Below are 21605 nucleotides of genomic sequence, written 5' to 3' on the forward strand. Positions count from 1 at the left end.
TCCTCCCGTCGGCGGCGTTCCGTGGCGGTTGTGTCGAGAGCTGCGGTCATGCACCTGCGTGCGTGAATATAACGCGCGATTAACCGATGCGGGTGACATCGATTGCAGGTGGCCCGCGCACGCGAGTGTTCTGCGTTGGTGCCGCCGCTCACCCGCGGCCGGCGACGGGGGCGACGGAGCCGTCGGTGTCAGCCTGCCCCGTCCTGTGCCGCGACGAGGGCCGCGGGCGAGATGAGTACGCCGAACTGCTCGCACCAGATGACGACGCTTCCGTAGGCAGCCAGATCCACGCCGGCGGGAACGGGATAGTTCTGGCTGCCCTTGAACGCCTTGAGCCGGCCGAGGTCGATGAACATGCTGCCGCCGACGTCGGTATCGGGCGTGACCTGCTTGTCCGGCACGAGGTAAACGTGGAATTTCGGCCCGGGGCCGACCTGGAAGTCCTGCTCCAGGTGCACGACCCCGTCATACACGCGCACGCCGCCGCGGCCGTAGTGGATCGGGTCCGCGGGGTTCGCGTGGATGAAGGTCCCGCGCGCGACGAGGGTCAGCGCCGATGGATCGTCGATGCGCTCGTTGGCGGTGATGTCGGCGAGGAAGATGTAGGGGTAGACGAAGATGCCCAGCGCAAAGCCGGCGGCGGTGCCGAGCAGGCCACCGAGGACGAAGATGAGGATGGACCGTTTCATCGCTATCGGGCTCCTGTGCTGAGGCGGTGGCGCGATGAGTCGCGAGGGGGACGGGATGGCGCAAGAACCGGCAGCAGCGTCGCGGGAGGGCGGGCAGGCCGCCGCCGTGCAGGCCTACCATGAGCATAGCAAGCATCGGCCGGAGCGCTACGCGCCGGGGCCGGGGCGCCTCGACTGGGAGAACCAGCCGGACCCGTGGCGCAGCTGGGAGGGGGCCGCGCGCACGATCCTGCCGCTTGCGGCGGATGGGCTCGCGACGCGCCACGCCGCCCTGCGCCGTGGCGAGCTGCCGCCGCCCGCGCCCTTCGACCGCGAGCATCTGGGCATCCTGTTCGAGCTTTCGCTCGCGCTGTCGGCATGGAAGTCGTTCGGCGGCTCTCGCTGGGCGTTGCGCTGCAATCCGTCGAGCGGCAACCTGCATCCGACCGAGGGCTACCTGATCGCGCCGGCGCTGCCCGGCATCCCGGCCGGCGTGCATCACTATCTGAGCCGCGACCACGTGCTGGAGCAGCGCGCGGCGCCGCCGGACGGCAGAAATGAGGGCAGTGAGGCGGGCTGGGAGGAGGGCTGGGAGGGGGACTGGACCAGGGCCTTCGGCGGGCAGGGGGTGCTGGTCGCGCTGAGTTCGATCCACTGGCGCGAGGCGTGGAAGTACGGCATGCGCGCATGGCGCTATTGCCAGCACGACTGCGGCCATGCGGTGGCCGCGGTGACGCTTGCCGCCGCGGCGCTCGGCTGGCGGGCGCGCGTGCTCGACCGTGCCGGCGACGAGGACATCGCGCGCCTCGCGGGGCTCGATCGCGCGGCGGACTTCGACGGCGCCGAGCGCGAGGCGCCCGACGTGCTGCTGCAGCTCGGTGCGACGGAGGGCGGGATCGACGTCGATGCGCTGCTCGCCCTCGCAGGGCGGGCCGGTTGGCACGGCCATGCCAACCGCCTGAGTTCCGCGCATGTCGACTGGCCGGAAATCGCCGTCGTCGATGCCGCCGCGCGCAAGCCGCGCACCGCCGCCGCACCGGCGCCTTCGCTTCCGGCGCCGGCGCCGCCCGCGCCCGCGGCCCTCGATCTTCCGTTCGCGACGCTCGCGCTCCAGCGCCGCAGCGCGGTCGCCTTCGACGGCGTGACGACGATGGCTGCCGAAACCTTCTTCGCCGTGCTCGATGCGCTGCTGCCGCGCGCCGGCGTGCCGCCGTGGTCGGCCTGGGCGTGGCCGCCCCAGGTGCATCCGGCGCTCTTCGTGCATCGCGTCGACGGCCTGGAGCCGGGGCTCTACGTGCTGGTGCGCGATCCGGCGGCGCTCGCCGAGCTGCGCGGGGCGATGCGCGAGGACTGGCTGTGGCACAGGACAGGCCCCGCGCCGCTGCCGCTTTACCTGCTGATCCCCTACGACCTGCGTGCGACGGCGCAGCTCGTCAGCTGCCATCAGGAGATCGCCGCCGATTCGTGCTTCGCGTTGGGCATGCTCGCACGCACGGGGCTCGTCGCTCGCGAGCCGTGGCGCTATGCGCAGCTCTTCCGCGAATGCGGCCTGCTCGGCCAGGCGCTGTATCTCGAAGCAGAAGCGGCGGGGCTGCGCGGCACGGGTATCGGCTGCTTCTTCGACGACACGATGCACGAGCTGCTGGGCCTTGCCGGCGGCGAATGGCAGAGCCTCTATCACTTCACCGTCGGCGGGCCGGTCGAGGATGTGCGCCTCAGTTCGCTGCCGCCGTATGGCGCCGCCCGGCGCGCACAGACGCCGAAAACTTGACGACCGCCCGGCGGTCACAGTCTTGTGGGGTCGGTGCGAGAGCGAGGCAAGAGGGGGAGGCCGCGCATGTTGCCGTGGGTGATCCGGCAAGGAGGTCGTCATGCTGGGCGTGAAGCGATTGTATTTCCTGCTTCCGGACGTCGATACCGCGCGCAGGATCGTCGATGAACTGCTGCTTGCGCATGTTCCCTACGAGCACATCCATGTGCTGGCCCGCCGCAACACGCCCTTGGAGGAATTGCCCGAGGCCGGTGTCGCGCAGAAGACCGACCTCGTGCCGGCGATCGAGCGCGGGCTGGCGGTCGGCGGCAGCATGGGTGCGCTCGCCGGGCTGGTGGCGCTGGCCTTCCCGCCGGCGGGCGTGGTGGCGGCCGGCGGCGCGGTCCTGTTCGGTGCGCTGGGCGGCGCCGGATTTGGTGCGTGGGTGTCGGCGATGGTCGGCGTGAGCGTGCCGAACTCCCGCCTCGAGCGCTTCGCGGCGGCCATCGAGCAGGGCATGTTGCTGATGATGGTCGATGTGCCCAAGGATCGTGTCGAGGAGTTCGAGGATCTGATCCGGCAGCATCATCCGGAAGCCGATATCGAGGGCACCGAGCCGACGATCCCGGCGTTCCCGTGAGCCTCCGCGGGTAGCCGGGAGTCACGCGGGGGAGGGCAGGGCGGCCATGGCACTGGCAATCGCGCTGGTCTTGATCGTCGTCGCGACGGTGGCGTTCCACTTCGCCAGTCCGTGGTGGTTCACGCCGATCGCGTCGAACTGGGGCCTGGTCGACGACACCATGCTGATCACGCTGGTGATCACGGGGGCGGTGTTCGTTGCGGTTAATCTTTTCATCGCGCTTGCGATCGTGCGTTTCCGCCATCGCGCCGGCCACCGCGCGGCCTTCGAGCCGGAGAACCGGCGCCTGGAAGGGCGGCTCACGCTGCTCACGACGGCAGGCATCGTCGCGATGCTGGCGCCGGGCCTGTATGTGTACTCGCAGATGATTGCCCCGCCCGCTGACGCGGCGCAGGTCGAGGTGCTGGGCCAGCAGTGGCAGTGGCGCTTCCGCTTTCCCGGCGCGGACGGCCGCCTGGGACGCACCGACGTGCGCCACGTGAGCGCCGACAACCCCTTCGGCGTGAACCCCGACGACCCCCACGGGCGCGACGACGTGCTCGTCGCGAACCCCGAGCTGCACCTGCCGCTCGGCCGTCCCGTCGCGCTGCTGCTGCGCTCGCACGACGTGCTGCACAACTTCTACGTGCCGCAGTTCCGCGTGAAGATGGACCTCGTGCCGGGGGTGGTGTCGCGCTTCTGGCTCACGCCGACGCGCGCCGGCCGCTTCGAGATCCTGTGCGCCGAGCTGTGCGGGCTGGCGCACTACAACATGCGCGGCCATGTCATCGTCGAGGACGAGGCGGCGTTCCGTGCCTGGCTCGCGGCGCAGCCGAGTTTCGCCGCGGCGCGTTGAGGAGGACGCGATGCACGACAGCGACGCTCATGCCGAACCCCGCAGCTTCTGGACGAAGTACGTGTGGAGCCAGGATCACAAGGTGATCGCGATCCAGTACAGCCTCACCGCGATCGCGATCGGCCTGGTCGCGCTGGTGCTGTCGAACCTGATGCGCCTGCAGCTGGGCTTTCCGGGCGCGTTCGCGTTCATCGATCCGGCCACCTACTACCAGTCCGTGACCATGCACGGGATGATCATGGTGGTGTATCTGCTCACTGCGCTCTTCCTCGGTGGCTTCGGCAACTACCTGATCCCGCTGATGGTCGGCGCGCGCGACATGGTATTCCCCTTCCTCAACATGCTTTCGTACTGGATGTACCTGCTCGCGGTGCTGGTGCTGGTGGCGAGCTTCTTCGTGCCCGGCGGTCCGACCGGCGCGGGCTGGACGCTGTATCCGCCGCAGGCGATCCTGCCCGGCACGCCGGGCACCGAATGGGGCATCGTGCTGATGCTGGTATCGCTGGTGATCTTCATCGTCGCGGCGACGATGGGTGGCCTGAACTACGTCACCACCGTGCTGCAGGCGCGCACGCGCGGCATGACCCTGCTGCGCATGCCGCTCACGGTATGGGGCATCTTCGTCGCCTCCATCCTCGCGCTGTTCGCGTTTCCGGCGCTGTTCGTGAGCGGCGTGATGATGCTGTGCGACAAGCTGCTCGGCACCAGCTTCTTCATGCCGGCGATTGTGTCGCTGGGCCGGCCGCTCGCGCACGCCGGCGGCAGCCCGGTGCTGTTCCAGCACCTGTTCTGGTTCTTCGGCCACCCCGAGGTGTACATCGTCGCGCTGCCGGCCTTCGGCATCATCTCCGACCTGATCGCGACGCACGCGAGGAAGAACATCTTCGGCTACCGCATGATGGTGTGGGCGATCGTCGCGATCGGCGGGCTGTCCTTCGTCGTGTGGGCGCACCACATGTACGTCAGCGGGATGAACCCGTACTTCGGCTACTTCTTCGCGACGACGACGCTGATCATCGCGGTGCCGACCGCGATCAAGGTCTACAACTGGACGCTGACGCTGTGGCGCGGCGACATCCACCTGCGTGTGCCGATGCTGTTCGCGATCGGCTTCATCAGCACCTTCGTGATTGGCGGACTGACCGGGCTCTTCCTCGGCAATGTCAGCGTGGACATCCCGTTGTCCGACACCTACTTCGTCGTCGCGCACTTCCACATGGTGATGGGGGTGTCGCCGATCCTGGCGGTCTTCGGCGGCCTCTACCACTGGTACCCGAAGATCACCGGGCGCCTGCTCGACGAGCGGCTCGGCAAGCTGCACTTCTGGGTGACCTTCCTCGGCACCTACGCGATCTACATGCCCATGCACTACCTCGGATTCCTCGGCATGCCGCGGCGCTACTACGCGTACGAGGGCTACGAGTTCATCCCGGCCTCGGCGCAGGACCTCAACGCCTTCATCACCGTCGCGGCGCTGGTGGTCGGCGTCGTCCAGCTGGTGTTCCTGTTCAACCTCGCGTGGAGCCTGCGGCACGGGCGGCCCGCCGGCGCCAACCCGTGGGGCGCGACGACGCTCGAATGGCAGACGCCGGACACCCCGCCGCGCCACGGCAACTGGGGCGCGACCCTGCCCGAGGTGCACCGCTGGGCCTACGACTACAGCGTGCCGGGCGCGGCGCGCGACTTCATCCCGCAGAACGTGCCGCAAGAGCCCGGCGCGGGGGCCGGCGCTGGGGGCGAAGGACCTGCCTGGGAGGGCCGCGCATGAATTTGCTTGCCGCACTCGCCGTCAAACCCTGGCTCCCGCAGCCGCCGGATCCCGGGCGCGACGCGCCGCGTGCGCCGGCCGCGGCCGTGGGACTGCGCGTGCTGCTGGGCGTGATCGCGATGTTGTTTGCGCTGTTCGCGATCGCGCTGCTGGTGCGTGCGCGCCTGCCCGACTGGCAGGCCCTGCCCTGGCCGGCGACGCTGTGGCTGAACACCGGCCTGCTCGCGGCGAGCAGCGTCGCGCTGCAGTTCGCGAGCGGCGCCGCGCGGCGCGGGCAGGATCGCGGCCTGCGCGGCGCGCTGGCCGCCGCCGCGGCGCTCGCGCTGGGTTTCCTCGCCGGGCAGGGCTGGGTGTGGGCACAGTTCGTCGCGGCCGGCCACTTCGTCGCGAGCCACCCCGCGGCGAGCTTCTTCTACCTGCTCACCGGGCTGCACGGCCTGCACCTCGCGGGCGGCCTGGTCGCGCTCGGCTGGGCTGCGGCCGGCCTCGCACGGGAGGGGCCGGGCGAGCGCTCGGCGCGTCGCGTGGCGCTGTGCGCGACGTACTGGCACTTCCTCTTCGCGGTGTGGCTGGTGCTGTTCGCACTGCTCGCGAGTTCGCCGGGCACGCTCGTGGCGCTCGGCAGCGCCGTGGGCATGCACGGCCACTGACTCACGGAGGTCTTGCGCGATGGCTACGACTGCAACACCCGTCCCGAGCACGGCGCCCGCCGGCGGCTGGCGCGGCCTCGTCGCCGACTGGTCCGGCGACCGGCAGGCCTTCGCGGTGCCGTGGGGCAAGGCGATGATGTGGATCTTCCTGATCTCGGACACCTTCGTCTTCGGCAGCTTCCTCACCGGCTACATGACGGTGCGCATCGCCACCACCGAGCCGTGGCCGAATGCCTCCGAGGTGTTTGCGCTGACGATAGGCGGCCAGACCCTGCCGCTGATCCTGATCGCGATCATGACCTTCGTGCTGATCACCAGCAGCGGCACGATGGCGATGGCGGTCAACTGCGCCTACCGCCGCGACCGCGTGCGCTGCGCGGCGCTGCTCGTGGCGACCGCGCTGCTCGGCGCGAGCTTCGTCGCGATGCAGGCCTTCGAGTGGAGCAAGCTCATCGCCGAGGGCGTGCGGCCGTGGGGCAACCCGATGGGGGCGGCGCAGTTCGGCGCGAGCTTCTTCATGATCACCGGCTTCCACGGCCTGCACGTGAGCGTCGGCGTGATCTACCTGCTGAGCATCGCCGCGCGCGTGCTCGCGGGGCGCTACGAGGCGCGCGGCGAAGATGGCGGCAAGTACGGCAACGTCGAGATCGCTGGCCTGTACTGGCACTTCGTCGACCTCGTGTGGGTGTTCATCTTCGCGCTGTTCTACCTGTGGTGAGGAGGCGCCATGGACCACGCATCCGGCCAGCAGCACCCCATCGGCCTGTACCTGAAGGTGTGGGGCCTGCTCTTCGTGCTCAGCACGATGTCCTACCTCGTCGACTTCTTCCACGTCCAGGGGCTGCTGCGCTGGGGCCTCATCGTCACTTTCATGCTGATGAAGGCCGGCCTGATCGTCGCCGTCTTCATGCACCTGCGCTGGGAGCGGCGGGCGCTGGTGTATGCGATCCTGCTGCCGCCGCTGTGCGTACTGGTGCTCGTCGCCCTGATGGTGTTCGAGGGCGACTACATCTTCCTCACGCGCGGCGCGTACTTCGGCGCGCTGCCGTAGGGCGCCTGTCTCCGCCGTGCGTCAACCCGGAGGGAGGGGCTTCACGAGGGTCACGGGGACGGGCGAACGTTCCAGCACGGCGTGGGCGACGGAGCCGAGCAGCGCCTGCAGCAGTGCGCCGCGCCCGTGCGTGCCCATGACGATCTTGTCGAAGCGGTGCTCGGTCGCGTAACGGACGATGGTGTCGGCGACGTGGCCGACCGCGATGTGGTGGGTGTAGGGCAGCCCGGCCGCGTCGAGCGCCGCCCGTGCGGTGGCCAGCGCGGCGAGGCCTTCCTCGCGGTGCCAGGTCTCGAGATCGTCGTGGCTGACGAAGCTGCGGGCGTGGCCGTCGATGGGAATCTGCACGTTGAGCAGGTGGAGGTCCAGTTCGCCGCTCAGCGCGCGCAGCTTCATCAGGTGGTCGAGCACGCGGTTGGCGTTCTCCGAGCCGTCGAGGGGGACGAGCACCTTGAGCATCACGATCTCCTTGTCTGCACGGTCAGTGGCGTCGGGCGCCGTTGTCGCCGGTCTCCTCGACCGCGAGTTCGACGAGCGGGGCCGCTGGGCCCGCCTGGCGCTTCGCGAGCCAGGCGCCCACGGCGACGACGAGCAGCGCGCCCGCGACCGAGGTCACATAGTGCAGCCAGCCGGGCAGGTGCTCGACATACGGCTTCACCACCACGTCGCCGACCAGCATGCCACCGGCGATCCAGCCGAGCAACGCGGCGCCCAGCGTGATGACCATCGGGAAGCGGTCCATCAGCTTGAGCACGAACTTGCTGCCCCACACGATGATGGGGATGCTCACGACGATGCCGAAGACCACGAGGCCGAGGTCGCCCTTGGCCGCGCCGGCGACCGCGATCACGTTGTCCAGGCTCATCACCGCGTCGGCGATGACGATGGTCTTGATCGCGCCGAGGAGATGCGTGGAGCCTTCGATGCTGCCGTGTTCGTCTTCGTCCTCCGGCTGCATCAGCTTCACGCCGATCCACAGCAGCAGCAGCGCGCCGACGACCTTCAGGAAGGGCAGCGCGAGGAGTTGCAGCGCGAAGAAGATCAGCACGATGCGCAGCGCGATCGCGCCGACCACGCCCCACGCGATGCCCTTGTTGCGCTGGTGTTCGGGCAGCTTGCGGCACGCCAGCGCGATCACGACCGCGTTGTCGCCGCCGAGCAGGATGTCGATCGCGATGATCTGCAGCACCGAGATCCAGAAGGTGCCAGTCATCATTGTTTCGAGCACGGCTCGTCTCCTTTCTAACCATGAATGGTGGCGCAGGGCGCACATTGTCGCCAAGAACGGCATCGCGCGACAGGGGGCGGTACCGAGGCGGGTGGGCGGGTAATGTGGCAGCCTTGTGGGAGCGGCTTCAGCCGCGAATGGGCGGTGCCGCACTCGTCGCGGCCCATTCGCGGCTGAAGCCGCTCCCACACGAAGCCGCTCCCACGATGTTTGCCCCTGCTAACATCGCCTCATGAGCCGCTACCAGGACCTTGCCGAGCAGACGGAAAAACTCATCATCGACGGCGTGCTGCGCGCCGGCGACCGGCTGCCGTCGGTGCGCCAGGCCTGCCGCACGCACAAGCTCAGCCCGATCACCGTCACGCAGGCCTACTACCTGCTGGAAGGACGCGGCCTGATCGAGGCAAGGCCGAAGTCGGGCTACTTCGTGCGCGCCCGGCTCGGCCGCAACCTGCCCGAACCGGACATGACGCGCCCGGTCGGCGGCTCGACGCAGCTCGAGGTGAGCGACTTCATCTTCCAGATCCTCGACAGCGTGCGCGATCCCGGCATCGTGCCGCTGGGTTCGAGCTTCCCCAGCCCCTACCTGTATCCGCTAGACAAGCTCGGACGCTTCCTCGCGCATGCGGCGCGCCGGCTCGATCCGCTCGCGACCGTGACCGACCTGCCGCCGGGCAACGAGGAGCTGCGCCGGCAGCTCGCGCTACGCTATCTCGCGCACGGCGCGCCGGTGTCGCCGCAGGAGATCGTGATCACCTCGGGCGCGATGGAGGCGCTCAACCTGTGCCTGCAGGCGGTCACGCGCCCCGGCGACCTGATCGCGATCGAGTCGCCGACCTTCTACGCCGGGCTGCAGGCGAGCGAGCGGCTGGGGCTCAAGGTCATCGAGATCCCGACCCACCCGCGTGAGGGCGTGAGCCTGCCGGCACTGGAGGACGCGCTGCGCCACCATCCGGTGAAGGCCTGTCTCTTCATGCTGAACTTCGCCAACCCGACCGGCAGCCTCGTGCCGGATGAGCGCCGCAAGGATCTGATCGAACTCCTGCGCCGCTTCGAGGTGCCGCTGATCGAGGACGACGTCTATGCCGAGCTGTACTTCGGCCGGCAGGCGCCGCTGTGCACCAAAGCGGTGGATGCCGACGGCCTGGTGATGCACGTGTCCTCGTTCTCGAAGTGCCTCGCGCCCGGCTACCGCGTCGGCTGGGTCGCGGCGGGGCGCTACGCCGACCGCATCCAGCGCCTGAAGCTCGCGACCAGCCTCGCGACGACGGTGCCGGTGCAGATCGCGCTGGCGGACTACCTGAAACAGGGCGGCTACGAGAACCACCTGCGCCAGTTGCGGCGCAAGCTGGCGGAACAGGAGGTCGCGCTGATCGCCGCGATCGAGCGGCATTTCCCGCCCGGCACGCGGCTCGCTCGGCCGCAGGGCGGCTACTTCGTGTGGCTGGAGCTGCCGCGCCAGGTCGACACCCTGCTACTGCACCAGCAGGCGCTCGCGCACGGCATCAGCATCGCGCCGGGGCCGATCTTTTCCGCCAAGCGCGAGTTCGGCCACTGGCTGCGGCTCAACTTCGGCCATCCCGACTCGGAGCGCCAGCAGGCGGCGATGGTCACCCTCGGTCGCCTGATTGCGCGCCAGCTATAGCGTCGCCCAGCGCGCGAACTCGCGGCCGAAGAACGCGATCAGCACCAGCGCGAGCGGCGCGAAGGCGACGAAGACCTTCAGCACGCGGCGGATGAAGGGGTGGGCGAGCTCGGCTTCGATGAAGCGCTGCGCGACCAGCATGCCCTTGGCCCATACGATGGCCGCGACCACCACCGGCAGCCATGCCGCGCCGTGGAACCACTGGCCGAGGCCGAGGCTCACGAGCGTCAGTGCGACGAGGATCAGCCAGGCGGCGGTCAGCGGGGCGAGCGCGGTGGCGGGTTTCCGTTCGGTCGGGCGCATGGGTCAGGCCAGCACGTAGAAGAAGGGGAAGAGGACCAGCCAGATGATGTCGGTGGCGTGCCAGTAGCTCGCCAGCGCCTCCAGCCCGCCGTGCTCCTCGGCCGAGTACGCGCCGGCGATGTGGCGCGCGAGCACCCACAGCATGCCGAGGATGCCCCAGCTCGCATGCACCAGATGGTTGATCGTCAGGTAGTAGTAGACGGTGAAGAAGATGCCCGCCTCGCCGTCGATGCCGTGCGCGAGGTTCCAGCGGATCTCGAGGAACTTCGCCACCGGATAGCCCAGCGCGACGACCAGCCCCGCGACCAGCCACCACAGCGAGCGCCGGCGCTGGCCGGCGCGCATCGTCACGACCGAGGCGGCGATGAAGAAGCTGCTGGTCACCATCAGCAGCGTGATGACGGTGCCGGAGATGCGCGACAGGCGCTCCGAGCCGTGCTCGAAGGCCTCGGGGAAATGCGCGCGGGCGACGAAATAGACGATGAAGAGCACCGCGAACTCGACGAACTCGCAGGTGATGCCCACCCAGATGCCGGAGTTGCCGGGAACCCGCCCCGCCGCCGCGACCTGCTGCGGCGGGGGAGCGGGGAGTGCGATCGTCGTCATGGCCGTGCGCCCATTGTGCAATTCGCCCATTCTGGTCCGCTCTCCCTCCCGATCACAGACACAGCCGAACGGGTTTCCGATCGGCACAGTTGCGCTCGGGGTCACGCTGTCGCGCGAAATCTGTTCCTGTTTGAAATGTGATTCTCTGCAACTGTTCCTGTCGGATGCCCGATGATGTACTCGCCTCCGGCGTCGACCAGGGGAATTGTCCCCCGGGTACGCATGCGGAGGAAGGCAGGAATGGGCAAGTCCGTCAGCAAGGTTCGCGAGGCGAAGCTGGAGCTGTACCGCAGGAAGGGAAAGATCCACGCGCGCGCCGTCGCGGGGCGCTTCAACGCGCTGCGCTGGGCCATCGTGTGGCTCACGCAGTTCGTCTTCTACGGCGGCTGCTGGCTGACGTGGGAGAGTAACGGCATTGCGCGGCAGGCCGTGCTTTTCGACATCGCGCACGAGAAGTTCTACCTCTTCGGCCTCGTGCTGTGGCCGCAGGACGCGCTGCTGCTCGCGCTGGCGCTGATCCTTGCGGCGACCGCGCTGTTCCTCGTCACTGCGCTCGCCGGGCGCCTGTTCTGCGGCTTCGCCTGTCCGCAGACGGTGTATACGACGATCTTCACGTGGATCGAGGCGAAGGTCGAGGGCGACCACCTCGACCGCCTGAGGCTCGACCAGGGGCCGACGAGCGCGCGCAAGCTGATGCTCAAGGGCGCGAAGCACAGTCTGTGGCTGCTGATCGCGGCATGGACGGCGATCACCTTCGTCGGCTACTTCACGCCCATCCGCGAACTGCTGCCGGCGCTTGCCGTGGGCGACACCGGTCCGTGGGAGGGCTTCTGGCTCGTCTTCTACGGCCTGTTCACCTACGTGCAGGCGGGCTTCGCGCGCGAGGCCGTGTGCCAGCACATGTGCCCGTACTCGCGCTTCCAGGGCGTGATGTTCGACCGCAACACCGCGACCGTCAGCTACGACATCCGGCGCGGCGAGCCGCGGCAGGCGCGCGGCGGGGCCGGCGGGGGGGACTGCATCGACTGCGGCATCTGCGTTGAAGTGTGCCCGACCGGCATCGACATCCGCGACGGCCTGCAACTCGGCTGCATCAACTGCGGCCTGTGCATCGACGCCTGCGACACGGTGATGACGCGCGTCGGCAAGCCGATCGGCCTGATCCGCTTCGCCTCCGAGCGCGAACTGGCGGGGCCGGCGTCCGCGGCCCGCGGCGGGCGCCCGCGCCTCGCCGTGTATGGCGGCCTGCTGCTGGCGGTCGTCGCGCTCGGCGCGTGGTCGCTGGGCCAGCGCTCGCTGTTGCAGGTCGACGTGCTGCGCGACCGCGGCGCCTTGCTGCGCGAGACGCCGGCCGGACGGATCGAGAACGCCTACACGCTGAAGCTGAAGAATCTCGATGACGCACCGCGCGAGTTCGTCGTCGAGGTCAGCGGCGTGCCGGGCATCGAACTGGTCGGGGAGCGCGCGTTCGCGGTCGCGGCGGGCAGCGTGCGCCCGGTGTCGCTGACCCTGTCCGCGCCCGGCGACACGGCGCTGTCGGGCGTGCGGCCGATCACCTTCCGCGTCGCGGCCGCGCAAGACGCAGCGGCAAGCGTGGTGGAACCGAGCAGCTTCATCCTGCCCTGAGCGTGCGCCCCGATCGGCTATGATCGCAGGAAGCGCCCACCGTGCGGCGGGCACGACAGCCGGGCGGTCACCGTGTCCTCGATCTTCGACATCCTTGCCGAGCAGCGCATCGCAGACGCGATCAAGCGCGGCGAGCTCGACCACTTGCCGGGGGCGGGCAAGCCCCTCGTGTTCGACGACGAGCCCTTCCAGTCACCCGAGCAGAGGATGGCCAACCGCATCCTCAAGAACGCCGGCTTCGTGCCGCAGGAGGTGCTGCTGCGACGCGAGATCGCATCCTTGCGCGGGCAACTCGCGGACGCCGACAGCGATCAGGACCGGGAGAGTCTGCGGCGGCGCATGGCGCGCCTCGCGGCGACGCTGGCCGTAATGCGGCGCGGCGAGGCATGAGGAACGTCCGTTCCGGCGGAGGGGCGATGCAGGTCGCGGACCCGCTCGGCCATCACGAGGCCGGGCAATCGCACAAACCCGTGTAGGGCGGGACGAGCGTAGCGTATCCCGCCAATCCAGGCGTTCGAATCCGCCCGATCGTCGTGTGGCGGGATACGCCTTCGGCTCCTCCCGCCCTACGATCCGGGCGTCAGCCCAGCAGGCGCCGCCGTGTCAGCCCCAGCGCGACCCAGAAGCCGGCGATGCCGTAGGCCGCGAGCACGGCCAGATGCAGCAGGATGTCGTCGGGCAGCTTCCCCAGCAGCAGCGGGCGCGCGAGCTCGACCGCGTGCGCGAGCGGCAGCAGCGAGGCGGCGAACTGCACTGCCGCGGGGAGCTGGTCGGCGGGGAAGAACACGCCCGAGAGCAGCGTCATCGGCGTGATGAAGAGGGTGAAGTAGTACATGAAGAAGTCGTAGCTCGGCGCGATCGCCGTGATCACCAATCCGACCGCGCCGAAGCTGAGCCCGATGAGGAAGATCAGCGGCAGCAGCCACAGCACGTAGCGGCTGTCGACGAGGCCGAACACGGCGATCACGACGAGGATCGCGATGCCCGACAGCAGCGCCTTGGAGGCCGCCCACACCAGCTCCGCGAACACGATGTCGTCGAGCTCCACGGGCGCGTTCATGATCGCGTCCCAGGTTCGCTGCACGTGCATGCGCGAGAAGGACGAGTACAACACCTCGAAGGACGCGCTGTTCATCGTCGACGAGCACACCATGCCCGCGGCGAGGAAGCTGATGTAGGACACGCCGCCGATCTCGGGCACCAGCATGCCGATGCCGAAGCCCAGGCCGAAGAGGTAGATCATCGGGTCGGCGAGGTTGCCCAGCACCGAGGGCAGCGCGAGCTTGCGCCACACGAGGAAGTTGCGCTGCCACACCGGCACGAAGCGGCGCGACAGGCGCGGGGTGCGGAAGGTCGAGCGGAGGCTGGTGGTTGCCATCGGTGCAGTCTTCTCAGTCGCGCAGGTCGCGGCCGGTGAGCTTGAGGAACACGTCCTCGAGGTTCGCCGGCCGGCGCAGGTAGCGCAGGCCCGGCTGCTCCGCGAGGTGGGCCATCAGCGGCGCCGCGTCGTCGAGGTAGCAGAAGGCGGTCTCGCCGCTCACCTCGTAGCGGCGCGCGAAGGCCCCCGCGTGCGCCTCGGCCCAGGCCTGCGCGCCGCTGATGCCGCTGCGGCTCTCGCGCCCGGCGCCGTTCCAGTCGCCATACACCTCGACCACCTGTGCCTCGATCTGCGCCGCGATCACCTCGCGCGGGCTGCCTTCGGTGAGGATGCGTCCACCGTCGAGGATCGCGAGGCGGTCGGCGAGGCGCTCGGCCTCGTCCATGAAATGCGTCGTCAGCAGCACCGTCGTGCCGTTGCGGATGAGCTGCTTGAGGCGTTCCCAGATGAGGTGGCGCGCCTGCGGGTCGAGGCCGGTGGTCGGTTCGTCGAGGATCAGCAGCTCGGGGCGGTTCACCAGCGCGCGCGCGAGCGTCAGGCGCCGCTTCATGCCGCCCGACAGCGACTGGATGCGCGCGTCGCGCTTGCTTTCCAGGCCGGCGAAGGCGAGCAACTCGGGGATGCGCGCGGTGATGGTCGCGTCGTCGAGGCCGAAATAGCGGCCGTAGACGAGCAGGTTCTCGGCGCAGGTGAAGTCCGGGTCTAGGTTGTCCTGCTGCGGCACGACGCCGACGCGCATGCGCGCCTCGCGCGCGCGCTCGGGCACCGGCAGGCCGGCGAGGAGGATCTCGCCGCCAGAGGGGCGGGTGAGGCCCAGCGCGCAGCGCAGCGTGGTGGTCTTGCCCGCGCCGTTGGGGCCCAGCAGCGTGTAGCACTCGCCCGCGCGCAGGCGGATGTCGATGCCTGCGACGACCTCGTTGTCGCCATAACGCTTGCGCAGCCCGCGGATCTCCAGCGGGCTCGCGCGTGCAAGATCGCGGATCGCGGCGGGGACGTCCGTCACGGCCTCAGCCGACGGGCGGCTTCGTCGCGGTGAAGCTCGGGCGCGCGAACATGCGCCGTGCCAGCCCCGCGAGCGCCGGATGCTCGCGCCGCCATTCGTGCTGCGGGAAGCGCAGGTCGAGGTAGCCCAGCGCGACGGCGACGGCGATGTCGCCCAGGCTCATGCCGTTACCGTACATCCAGTCGCGGCCGCTGGCGCGTGCCTCGAGGGCATCGAGCGCGCGGTCGACCTTGTCGATCTGGCGGTCGATCTCGGGCTCGCTGCGCAGGCCTTCGGGGCGGCGCGATTCGAGCAGGGCGAGCACCGCGGCGTCGGTCACGCCGTCGGCGAGCGACTCGATCTGGCGCACGCGCACGCGCTCGAGCGGGTCGGCAGGCAGCAGTTTCGGACCGGCGTCGAGCGTCTCGAGGTAGCCGGCGATCACCGGCGAATCGAAGAAGATCTCGCCCGCGTCGGTTTCCAGCGCCGGCACCTTGCCGAGCGGGTTCACGCTCGGGACGCGCGTGTTCGCCTCCCACGGCGAATCGACGATGAGTTCGCAGGGCAGGGACTTTTCCGCGAGGATGATGCGGACCTTGCGCGCGTAGGGACTGGTCAGCGAGGCGAAGAGCTTCATGGCATTCTCCGGTGAAGGCGCCGGCCGCTTACAGCGGCGCCCAGTTGCGCAGGATGATGTCGCGGATGAGGGTGAGGCGGGCGTGGAAGAAGTGGTCCGCGCCGGGCACGACGACGACGGGCAGGTTCTGCGGCCGCGCCCAGTCGAGCACGTTCGCGAGCGACACGGTCTCGTCCTCCTCGCCGTGGATCACCAGCGTGTCCTTCGGCACGGGGCCGGTCGTGTAGCTGCGCGCGCCGCTCACCTCGCCGGCGGCGGTGCCGACCAGCACGATGCGGTGCGCGGGCGTCATGCCGTCGGCGAGCCGCGCGGTCACCCGCGTCTGCACGTGGGCGCCGAAGGAGAAACCGCCCAGCGCGAGCGGCAGCGTGCCCCAGCGCGACTGCATCCACGCGATCACCGAGAGCATGTCCTCGGTCTCGGCGTTGCCGTGATCGTGCTCGCCCTCGCTCTTGCCGACGCCGCGGAAGTTCGGGCGCACGACCGCGTAGCCCAGTTCGCGCAGCGTGCGCGCGAGCGTGTGCACGATCTTGTTGGTGTTGGTGCCGCCGAACAGCGGATGCGGGTGGCACACCAGCGCGATGCCGCGCACCGTCTCGGGGGTGTCGATCAGCGCCTCGATGGCGCCGTCGCGTCCGCGCAGCAGGACGCTCTCGGGGGGCTGCGGCCGGCTCATCTGAGCACCCTCGCGCTGCGCGCGGTCCCGCCAGGCGGGACTGAGCGCGTCTTGGGACGGCCCGGCGACGCGCTCATGGATTGTCCGCCAGCCGCAGGCGTTCGACGATGCGGCCGTGCACGAGATGCTCGTTGATGATCTCGTCGACGTCGTCCTGGTCGACGTAGGTGTACCAGACGTTGTCCGGATACACGACCAGCACCGGGCCCTCGTCGCAGCGGTCGAGGCAGCCGGCCTTGTTGATGCGGATCTTGCCGCGGCCCTTGAGGCCGAGCGCGGCGATGCGGTCCTTGGCATAGGTCTGCATCACCGTCGCCTTGTGGTCGTTGCAGCAGGTGTTGCCGGGTTCGCGCTGGTTGCAGCAGAAGAACACGTGGTGCTTGAAATAACTCATCGGGTGCTCCGGAAGGGGGGACGCGGCGGCGGGCCGTTCCGCAATGCGAGCGATTATAGCCGCGGGCCGCTCAACGCCGCGTGAGATGCTCCCCGCGCCACAGGCCCACCGCGGACAGGTAGGCGAGTGCGAGGAAGGGCCACAGGTTGGCGCTGAGTTCGGTGAGGCCGTGGAAGTTGAGGAAGTTGCCCTGGCCGAGCATGCGGTGGCCGACCTCGAAGTAGGGGTTCTCGGGCAGCAGGTTGGTGAGGCTGGTGGCCGCGAGCAGTGCGACGCCGGCCAGCGCGTGCTGCAGCACGCTCGCCAGCAGCAGTGCGGCAGCGAGCGCGAGCAGCCCCAGCAGCAGGCCCTGGCGCGTGCCCGGCGTGAGCCACAGCAGCGCTTCGCCGGGGAGGTAGAAGGATGCGGTCGCGATCGACTTGGCGCCGATCCCCAGCAGCAGGAGCAGCGCGATCGGCCACGGCGAGGCGCTGCGCATCATGCAGCGTGCGAACAGGCCCACGCCGAGGATCGTGATCGCGACCTGCACGGTCTCGAGCAGGATGTAGCGTTCCGGCTCGAAGTGCAGCGGCGTCGGCAGGCCCAGCAACTGGCGCAGGTCGCCGCTGCCGAAGAGCACGCGGTCGGGCGTGAACTGCGCGAGCAGCCACAGGCCCAGCAGGATCAGCCCGAAGTCGCCAATGTGCCCCGGGATGACGCGCGCCGAGCGCCAGCGGTGCAGCCAGCCGCTCTGGTCGAACAGCGGATGGCCCCAGCGTGCGCCGGCGAGCGCCCCGAGCAGGGCGCCGGTGACGTTGCAGGCGAGGTCGACGTTCGACGGTACGCGCGTGGGCAGGAAGTTCTGCGTCACCTCCATGCCGAAGGACAGCAGCGCCGCGGCCAGCGTCGCGATCGCGACGCCCGCGCCGCGCCCGAGTCGTTGCGGCAGGGCCGGCGCGAGCACGAAGCCGAAGGGCAGGAAGCCGAGCACGTTCAGCACGATGTCGGCGCTGCGGTAGTACTTGGGCCAGGGGGCGGCGAGGAAGTCGAGCAGGGGCAGCCCGGTCGGCCGCCAGCCGGTCAGCGGGTGCAGGCAGGCGTAGACGATCAGCAGTCCGTAGGCGAAGGCGAGATGGCGCGGCAGGGATGAAACGGCACGCGCGAGAGGCATCGGCGGGTCGGGGCGCTGGAGTCGTGGAGCCTCGATTCTAGCCCGAACAGGTTTCAGCGCGCGCCTGCGGATTCGAGCCGGGCTGCGCGTTCGCGGGGGCCGCCCGCGATGCTCGTTCTGCTCAGAACGCCAGCCGCGGCGGAGCCTCGCGCACGACGCAGCGTTGCCGGCGATCGCTTTCGGCGAGGATGGAGCGCTCGCGCGGCACAGCCGCCCGACGCACGCCGAAGATCTCGGCGAGGTTCGCACGTGCGTCGTGTACCGGGCGCAGCAGCGCGGCGGGGCCGGTGAGCAGCGGGGTGACGCCGGGCCCGTGGCCGCTCACGGTGCTGTCGCCATGCACGATCACGCCGATCGTCACGCGCCCCGACGCGTACAGCGGGCCGCGGCGGGTATCGGCGTCGGTGATGGCGACCATGTCGCCGAAACGCAGGCTGCCCAGGCGGTAGCGTGCGCGAGTCGCGCGGTCGGCCAGCTGGATGTCGTAGTCGCCGCGCCACGCCGTGTTCTTGCCCAGCCCCGAGCCCATGATGCGGGCCGGCACGAGGTGCGTGACCGGCACCTGCAGGCGGCCGTCGCGTTCGACGAGCCCCCAGCGGCGCAGCAGGCGGGGGGCGCAGTTGAGCACTTCGATGCGCGGGTGGTCGGCAAGGCGCAGGCCCTGGCCGTGCGACACGATCTGCACGCGGTCGCCGATCTGCAGGCGCAGCAGCACTTCGGTGGGGAAGTCCACCAGCACGTGGTTGATGCCGCCGTGCTTGCCGGTGACGAGGCCCACCTTGCCGCTGCAGGGGCCGCTGACGATGCGGGCGAGATTGCCGACGCAGGCGTAGGTGATGAGGGCGTTGTTCGGTCCGTCGCGCGGTCCGACCACCTCGCGGTTGTTGTTGTGCAGGGCGGCGCCGGGTTCGATGTGGTCCCCCGCCAGGCCCACGCAGGGGTCGCCGATGCGCTGGTTCAGCACGATGCCGCCGGTGCCGGGGAGGACGCGCGGCACGCCGTCGTGACCGACGCGGTAGGCCGATGCGCGGGCGACGGGGTGGGCGACCTGGCCCTGCACGGAGACGGCGACGAGTTCGTCGGCGTTGAGGCGCGGCGTGGAGGCTTGCGCTCGGGTGTTCATGCGTCTCCCCCGCTGGGTTAGTGGTCTGCTTCGCAAATGCCGGGACACGAAAGCGCGTCTTGCGACCCGTGGCGGCGTTGCTCATCCTCGCAATAGCTACTGCTATTGCTCCGGTTCGCGCCTTGCCTCAGCTCGCAATCCATCGCTTTCGTCCAGTCCCTTGATTTACGAAGCAGACCACTAGATGAGATACCACCAGGCGCGGGCGTCGCGCCACGGATCGGTCGCGGCTTGCGCGTGCCCGCCGGCGAGCTCGTCGCCGCCGATGGCCCGGGGGGCGTCCCCGAGGGCGTCCCCGGTCATCACGTGCACGACCGCGAGGGGCGGCAGGCGCTGCACCATGCTCGCGAGTCCGGCCGCGGCGAGCGCGTCACGCAGCAGCGCGCGTTCGGCGGCGAACAGGGAGTCGGGCGGCACGGGGTCGAGGCGGGCGGTGTGCAGGTCGAGGCGATGCAGGGCGCGGACCGGCCACGGATTGTCATCGCGCACGTGTGCGGTCAGCACCACGGCCGCGTCGAGGGCGGCGGACAGCGCGAGGGTGTCGAGGCTTGCCTGCAGCGGATCCCACAGCAGCGGCCAGCCGTGCCGCAGCTCCGCCTCGCCGTCGCCCGCGCGGCCGGCGAGGCTTTCGGCGAGGCTCTCATAGCGCTCGAGCAGGCCGGCATCGGCGTGATCCTTGAGCTGCGATTCGGCGAAGCGGTCGCCCACCCAGCGGAACGGCCAGGAGCCCGCATCCGTGTGGTCGCGCAGGGCGATCCAGGCGCGCAGGACGTCGTCGCGCGGCTGCAGCATGTCGGGCGCGGGCGCGTCCGCCAACTGCGGCATCAGCAGTTCGCTGGCGTCGATCAGCTGCCAGAAGGCGCGCGTGAGCCAGGGCTCGGTCACCCAGGTGAGCCGCAGCGCCAGTTCCAGTCCCCAAGCCGAGCCCAGCACCAGCGCGGGGTCGAGCACGCAGGGCAGCTTGCGGCTGCGCACCGAGACGAGGAGGTCGTCGGCCAGCATCGCGCATCACGCCCGCTGCGCCGCTCAGGCGCTGACCGGCTGGGGCACGCCCAGCACGCTGTTCAGGGCCGGCGTCACGCCGGGGAAGCCGCGGCCTTCGGGCGTCATGCGGTAGGCGGCGATCCAGGCCTCGGCGTGGGCGCCCATCGGGCGGATCACGCTCTGGAACAGGATCGGGTCGATCGCGGTCTTGAAGTCGTTGTCGGCGACGAACTGCAGGATGCGCCGGCCGCTCTCGGCCATCTTGGCACGCTGCGAGGGCTCGGCGACGCCGCCGAGGTGGCGGTTGGAGACGATCTCGACGACGTCCCACTTGGTGTTGGCGTCGAAGGCCTTCTTGATGTCGGGCGCGTCGAGGAGCTGCAGCACGGTCTTCAGGTAGTGGCCGGTCTCCATCGCCAGCGCGAAGATGTTGCCGTAGGTGGAGCGGTCGAGCGCGTAGCGCAGGTCGAGGCCGATGCGCTGCACGGTGGCGACGCTGCCGAAGGGGCGCTGCTCGATGAGCTGGCCGCCGCGGATCACCTCGCCGATCAGCAGGTCGCGGAAATACTGGCCGACGGCAACCATGAAGCCGACGATCTGGCGATGGAAGTTGCGATTCACGACCGCGCCCGCCGGCGCCTGCGCGGTGCCGTAGTTGAAGGCGCGGCGGTAGGCGATCATGCGGTCGTTGAGGGTGTAGCGCAGTGGCGTCCATTTCTGCAGCAGGTACAGGCCGCGCGCGCCGGGGCCGCGCTGGATGCGCATCTTGCCGAGGCGGAAGAGACGCAGCAGCACGTCCATGACCTGGAAGATCTTCATGCGCTCGTGCTGGTAGATGTAGTACAGCTCCGCCGCCGCATGCAGCTGGCTGGGCACGACGGCGTCGTCGAAGTCGGGCTGGATGTACGGATAGGCGATCTGGTCGAATTCCGGCGCGCCGTCGTCGCCGAAACCGATCAGGTCGAGGAAGCCGTCGCGTCCGCTGCCGTTGGCCGCACCCTTGAGCAGCTCGCCGAAGCGCTGTTCGAACTGCTGTTCGAAGGGCTGGCGCTGCTCGGGCGGCAGGTTGGCCAGCTGGTCGCGCAGGAAGGTTTCCCAAAGGCGCTGGATGGTTTCGGTGGTCTGGAAGCTCATGATCCGGCTCCTTGCTCATTCGGGTTTATGGCGTTGATGGCGGGAGTCTCTACGGTGTGTGCGGACCTTTTTGCCCGGTGGAGCGAGTCGTGGACTGCGTGGCCTGTTGTCCGGCCTTGACCGCGCATTCCTTCTCGACGGCCTGCAGCCGCTTTTCCATGCTTGCCAACGTGCCCTTGACTGTGGCCAGTTCGTTTTCGATTTGTTTGGTGCGCTCGGCGGTTTTCAACGCGTCGATTGCTCTTGCGATGTTGGCAGCAGAGTTCGCACGCAGGGTTTGATGCAGCCGGGTGCGTCCAGGGGCGCCAAGAAATTCATGAAACTGCTGAGTCAGGCTCACCAGATCTGGCGGTACAGGCTTCGTCGTGTTCATGCTG

25 protein-coding genes are annotated in these 21605 nt (G+C 69.5%); 10 read left to right on the plus strand and 15 right to left on the minus strand.

What is annotated here, in order from left to right; all coding sequences use genetic code 11:
- Window positions 1-188: 188 nt before the first annotated feature.
- On the minus strand, window positions 189-689 hold the full coding sequence (locus tag U5817_RS01990; protein ID WP_407279546.1) for a DM13 domain-containing protein: 501 nt from the start codon (window positions 687-689) through the stop codon (window positions 189-191).
- A 55-nt stretch (window positions 690-744) separates the two neighbouring features.
- Here U5817_RS01990 and U5817_RS01995 point away from each other — a divergent pair, with 55 nt between their 5' ends.
- The 7 genes from U5817_RS01995 to U5817_RS02025 all read left to right on the plus strand — a co-directional run bounded on the left by U5817_RS01995 (window position 745) and on the right by U5817_RS02025 (window position 7362).
- Complete coding sequence (locus U5817_RS01995) at window positions 745-2439, plus strand: nitroreductase family protein (RefSeq protein WP_407279547.1); 1695 nt, start codon at window positions 745-747, stop codon at window positions 2437-2439.
- A 100-nt stretch (window positions 2440-2539) separates the two neighbouring features.
- A complete protein-coding gene (locus tag U5817_RS02000; RefSeq protein ID WP_407279548.1) occupies window positions 2540-3058 on the plus strand; it encodes a DUF1269 domain-containing protein in 519 nt (172 codons plus the stop codon).
- Between the two features lie 46 nt (window positions 3059-3104).
- Window positions 3105-3893, plus strand: a complete 789-nt coding sequence (locus U5817_RS02005) for a cytochrome c oxidase subunit II (protein WP_407279549.1) — start codon at window positions 3105-3107, stop codon at window positions 3891-3893.
- 10 nt (window positions 3894-3903) lie between these two features.
- Window positions 3904-5661 carry a cytochrome c oxidase subunit I gene (ctaD, locus tag U5817_RS02010; RefSeq protein WP_407279550.1) on the plus strand — a complete coding sequence of 586 codons (1758 nt, stop codon included), beginning with the start codon at window positions 3904-3906 and terminating at the stop codon, window positions 5659-5661.
- Window positions 5658-6311: a cytochrome c oxidase subunit 3 gene (locus U5817_RS02015; protein WP_407279551.1), complete on the plus strand. Its 654-nt coding sequence runs from the start codon at window positions 5658-5660 to the stop codon at window positions 6309-6311. The genes ctaD and U5817_RS02015 overlap by 4 nt, the downstream gene beginning before the upstream one ends.
- A 19-nt stretch (window positions 6312-6330) precedes the next feature.
- A complete protein-coding gene (locus U5817_RS02020; protein ID WP_407279552.1) occupies window positions 6331-7029 on the plus strand; it encodes a heme-copper oxidase subunit III family protein in 699 nt (232 codons plus the stop codon).
- A 9-nt stretch (window positions 7030-7038) separates the two neighbouring features.
- Complete coding sequence (locus U5817_RS02025; RefSeq protein WP_407279553.1) at window positions 7039-7362, plus strand: cytochrome C oxidase subunit IV family protein; 324 nt, start codon at window positions 7039-7041, stop codon at window positions 7360-7362.
- Between the two features lie 21 nt (window positions 7363-7383).
- Here the strand turns inward: U5817_RS02025 and U5817_RS02030 are convergent, their stop codons facing one another.
- Window positions 7384-7821 (minus strand): universal stress protein, encoded by a 438-nt coding sequence (locus U5817_RS02030; protein ID WP_407279554.1) that lies wholly within the window; start codon window positions 7819-7821, stop codon window positions 7384-7386.
- A 22-nt stretch (window positions 7822-7843) separates the two neighbouring features.
- Window positions 7844-8590: a TerC family protein gene (locus U5817_RS02035; RefSeq protein ID WP_339380064.1), complete on the minus strand. Its 747-nt coding sequence runs from the start codon at window positions 8588-8590 to the stop codon at window positions 7844-7846.
- 232 nt (window positions 8591-8822) lie between these two features.
- Here U5817_RS02035 and U5817_RS02040 point away from each other — a divergent pair, with 232 nt between their 5' ends.
- On the plus strand, window positions 8823-10235 hold the full coding sequence (locus U5817_RS02040) for a PLP-dependent aminotransferase family protein (protein ID WP_169130285.1): 1413 nt from the start codon (window positions 8823-8825) through the stop codon (window positions 10233-10235).
- Here the strand turns inward: U5817_RS02040 and U5817_RS02045 are convergent.
- Both U5817_RS02045 and U5817_RS02050 read right to left on the minus strand, forming a co-directional pair.
- The gene (locus tag U5817_RS02045) at window positions 10230-10538 is read right to left on the minus strand and encodes a hypothetical protein (protein ID WP_169130287.1); all 309 of its coding nucleotides are present in this window, start codon (window positions 10536-10538) and stop codon (window positions 10230-10232) included. The genes U5817_RS02040 and U5817_RS02045 overlap by 6 nt on opposite strands.
- 3 nt (window positions 10539-10541) lie before the next feature.
- A complete protein-coding gene (locus tag U5817_RS02050) occupies window positions 10542-11144 on the minus strand; it encodes a cytochrome c oxidase subunit 3 family protein (RefSeq protein WP_169130289.1) in 603 nt (200 codons plus the stop codon).
- 240 nt (window positions 11145-11384) lie between these two features.
- On the opposite strand from U5817_RS02050, the gene ccoG reads away from it, so the two are divergent.
- Window positions 11385-12770 (plus strand): cytochrome c oxidase accessory protein CcoG, encoded by a 1386-nt coding sequence (gene ccoG / locus U5817_RS02055; protein ID WP_169130291.1) that lies wholly within the window; start codon window positions 11385-11387, stop codon window positions 12768-12770.
- Window positions 12771-12842: 72 nt separating this feature from the next.
- Window positions 12843-13160, plus strand: a complete 318-nt coding sequence (locus U5817_RS02060; protein ID WP_169130294.1) for a DnaJ family domain-containing protein — start codon at window positions 12843-12845, stop codon at window positions 13158-13160.
- A 190-nt stretch (window positions 13161-13350) separates the two neighbouring features.
- Here the strand turns inward: U5817_RS02060 and U5817_RS02065 are convergent, their stop codons facing one another.
- The 10 genes from U5817_RS02065 to U5817_RS02110 form a co-directional block, all read right to left on the minus strand.
- The gene (locus U5817_RS02065) at window positions 13351-14148 is read right to left on the minus strand and encodes an ABC transporter permease (protein ID WP_169130296.1); all 798 of its coding nucleotides are present in this window, start codon (window positions 14146-14148) and stop codon (window positions 13351-13353) included.
- A 13-nt stretch (window positions 14149-14161) separates the two neighbouring features.
- Window positions 14162-15151, minus strand: coding sequence for an ATP-binding cassette domain-containing protein (locus U5817_RS02070; protein WP_407279555.1), 990 nt, complete (start codon window positions 15149-15151; stop codon window positions 14162-14164).
- Between the two features lie 4 nt (window positions 15152-15155).
- Window positions 15156-15767: a glutathione S-transferase gene (locus U5817_RS02075; RefSeq protein WP_169130298.1), complete on the minus strand. Its 612-nt coding sequence runs from the start codon at window positions 15765-15767 to the stop codon at window positions 15156-15158.
- 28 nt (window positions 15768-15795) lie between these two features.
- Window positions 15796-16443: an alpha/beta hydrolase gene (locus U5817_RS02080; protein ID WP_169130301.1), complete on the minus strand. Its 648-nt coding sequence runs from the start codon at window positions 16441-16443 to the stop codon at window positions 15796-15798.
- Window positions 16444-16516: 73 nt separating this feature from the next.
- Complete coding sequence (locus U5817_RS02085; RefSeq protein WP_169130303.1) at window positions 16517-16837, minus strand: ferredoxin; 321 nt, start codon at window positions 16835-16837, stop codon at window positions 16517-16519.
- 70 nt (window positions 16838-16907) lie between these two features.
- Window positions 16908-17987 carry a VanZ family protein gene (locus U5817_RS02090; protein ID WP_169130306.1) on the minus strand — a complete coding sequence of 360 codons (1080 nt, stop codon included), beginning with the start codon at window positions 17985-17987 and terminating at the stop codon, window positions 16908-16910.
- Between the two features lie 121 nt (window positions 17988-18108).
- Window positions 18109-19110: a DUF4438 domain-containing protein gene (locus U5817_RS02095; protein WP_169130308.1), complete on the minus strand. Its 1002-nt coding sequence runs from the start codon at window positions 19108-19110 to the stop codon at window positions 18109-18111.
- Between the two features lie 180 nt (window positions 19111-19290).
- Window positions 19291-20112, minus strand: a complete 822-nt coding sequence (locus U5817_RS02100; RefSeq protein ID WP_169130310.1) for a hypothetical protein — start codon at window positions 20110-20112, stop codon at window positions 19291-19293.
- Window positions 20113-20136: 24 nt separating this feature from the next.
- A complete protein-coding gene (locus U5817_RS02105; RefSeq protein WP_169130312.1) occupies window positions 20137-21228 on the minus strand; it encodes a hypothetical protein in 1092 nt (363 codons plus the stop codon).
- A gap of 49 nt (window positions 21229-21277) precedes the next feature.
- Window positions 21278-21601: a hypothetical protein gene (locus U5817_RS02110; RefSeq protein ID WP_407279556.1), complete on the minus strand. Its 324-nt coding sequence runs from the start codon at window positions 21599-21601 to the stop codon at window positions 21278-21280.
- Window positions 21602-21605 lie beyond the last annotated feature (4 nt).

Source organism: Aromatoleum evansii, from assembly GCF_045689615.1.
Lineage (GTDB): Bacteria > Pseudomonadota > Gammaproteobacteria > Burkholderiales > Rhodocyclaceae > Aromatoleum > Aromatoleum evansii.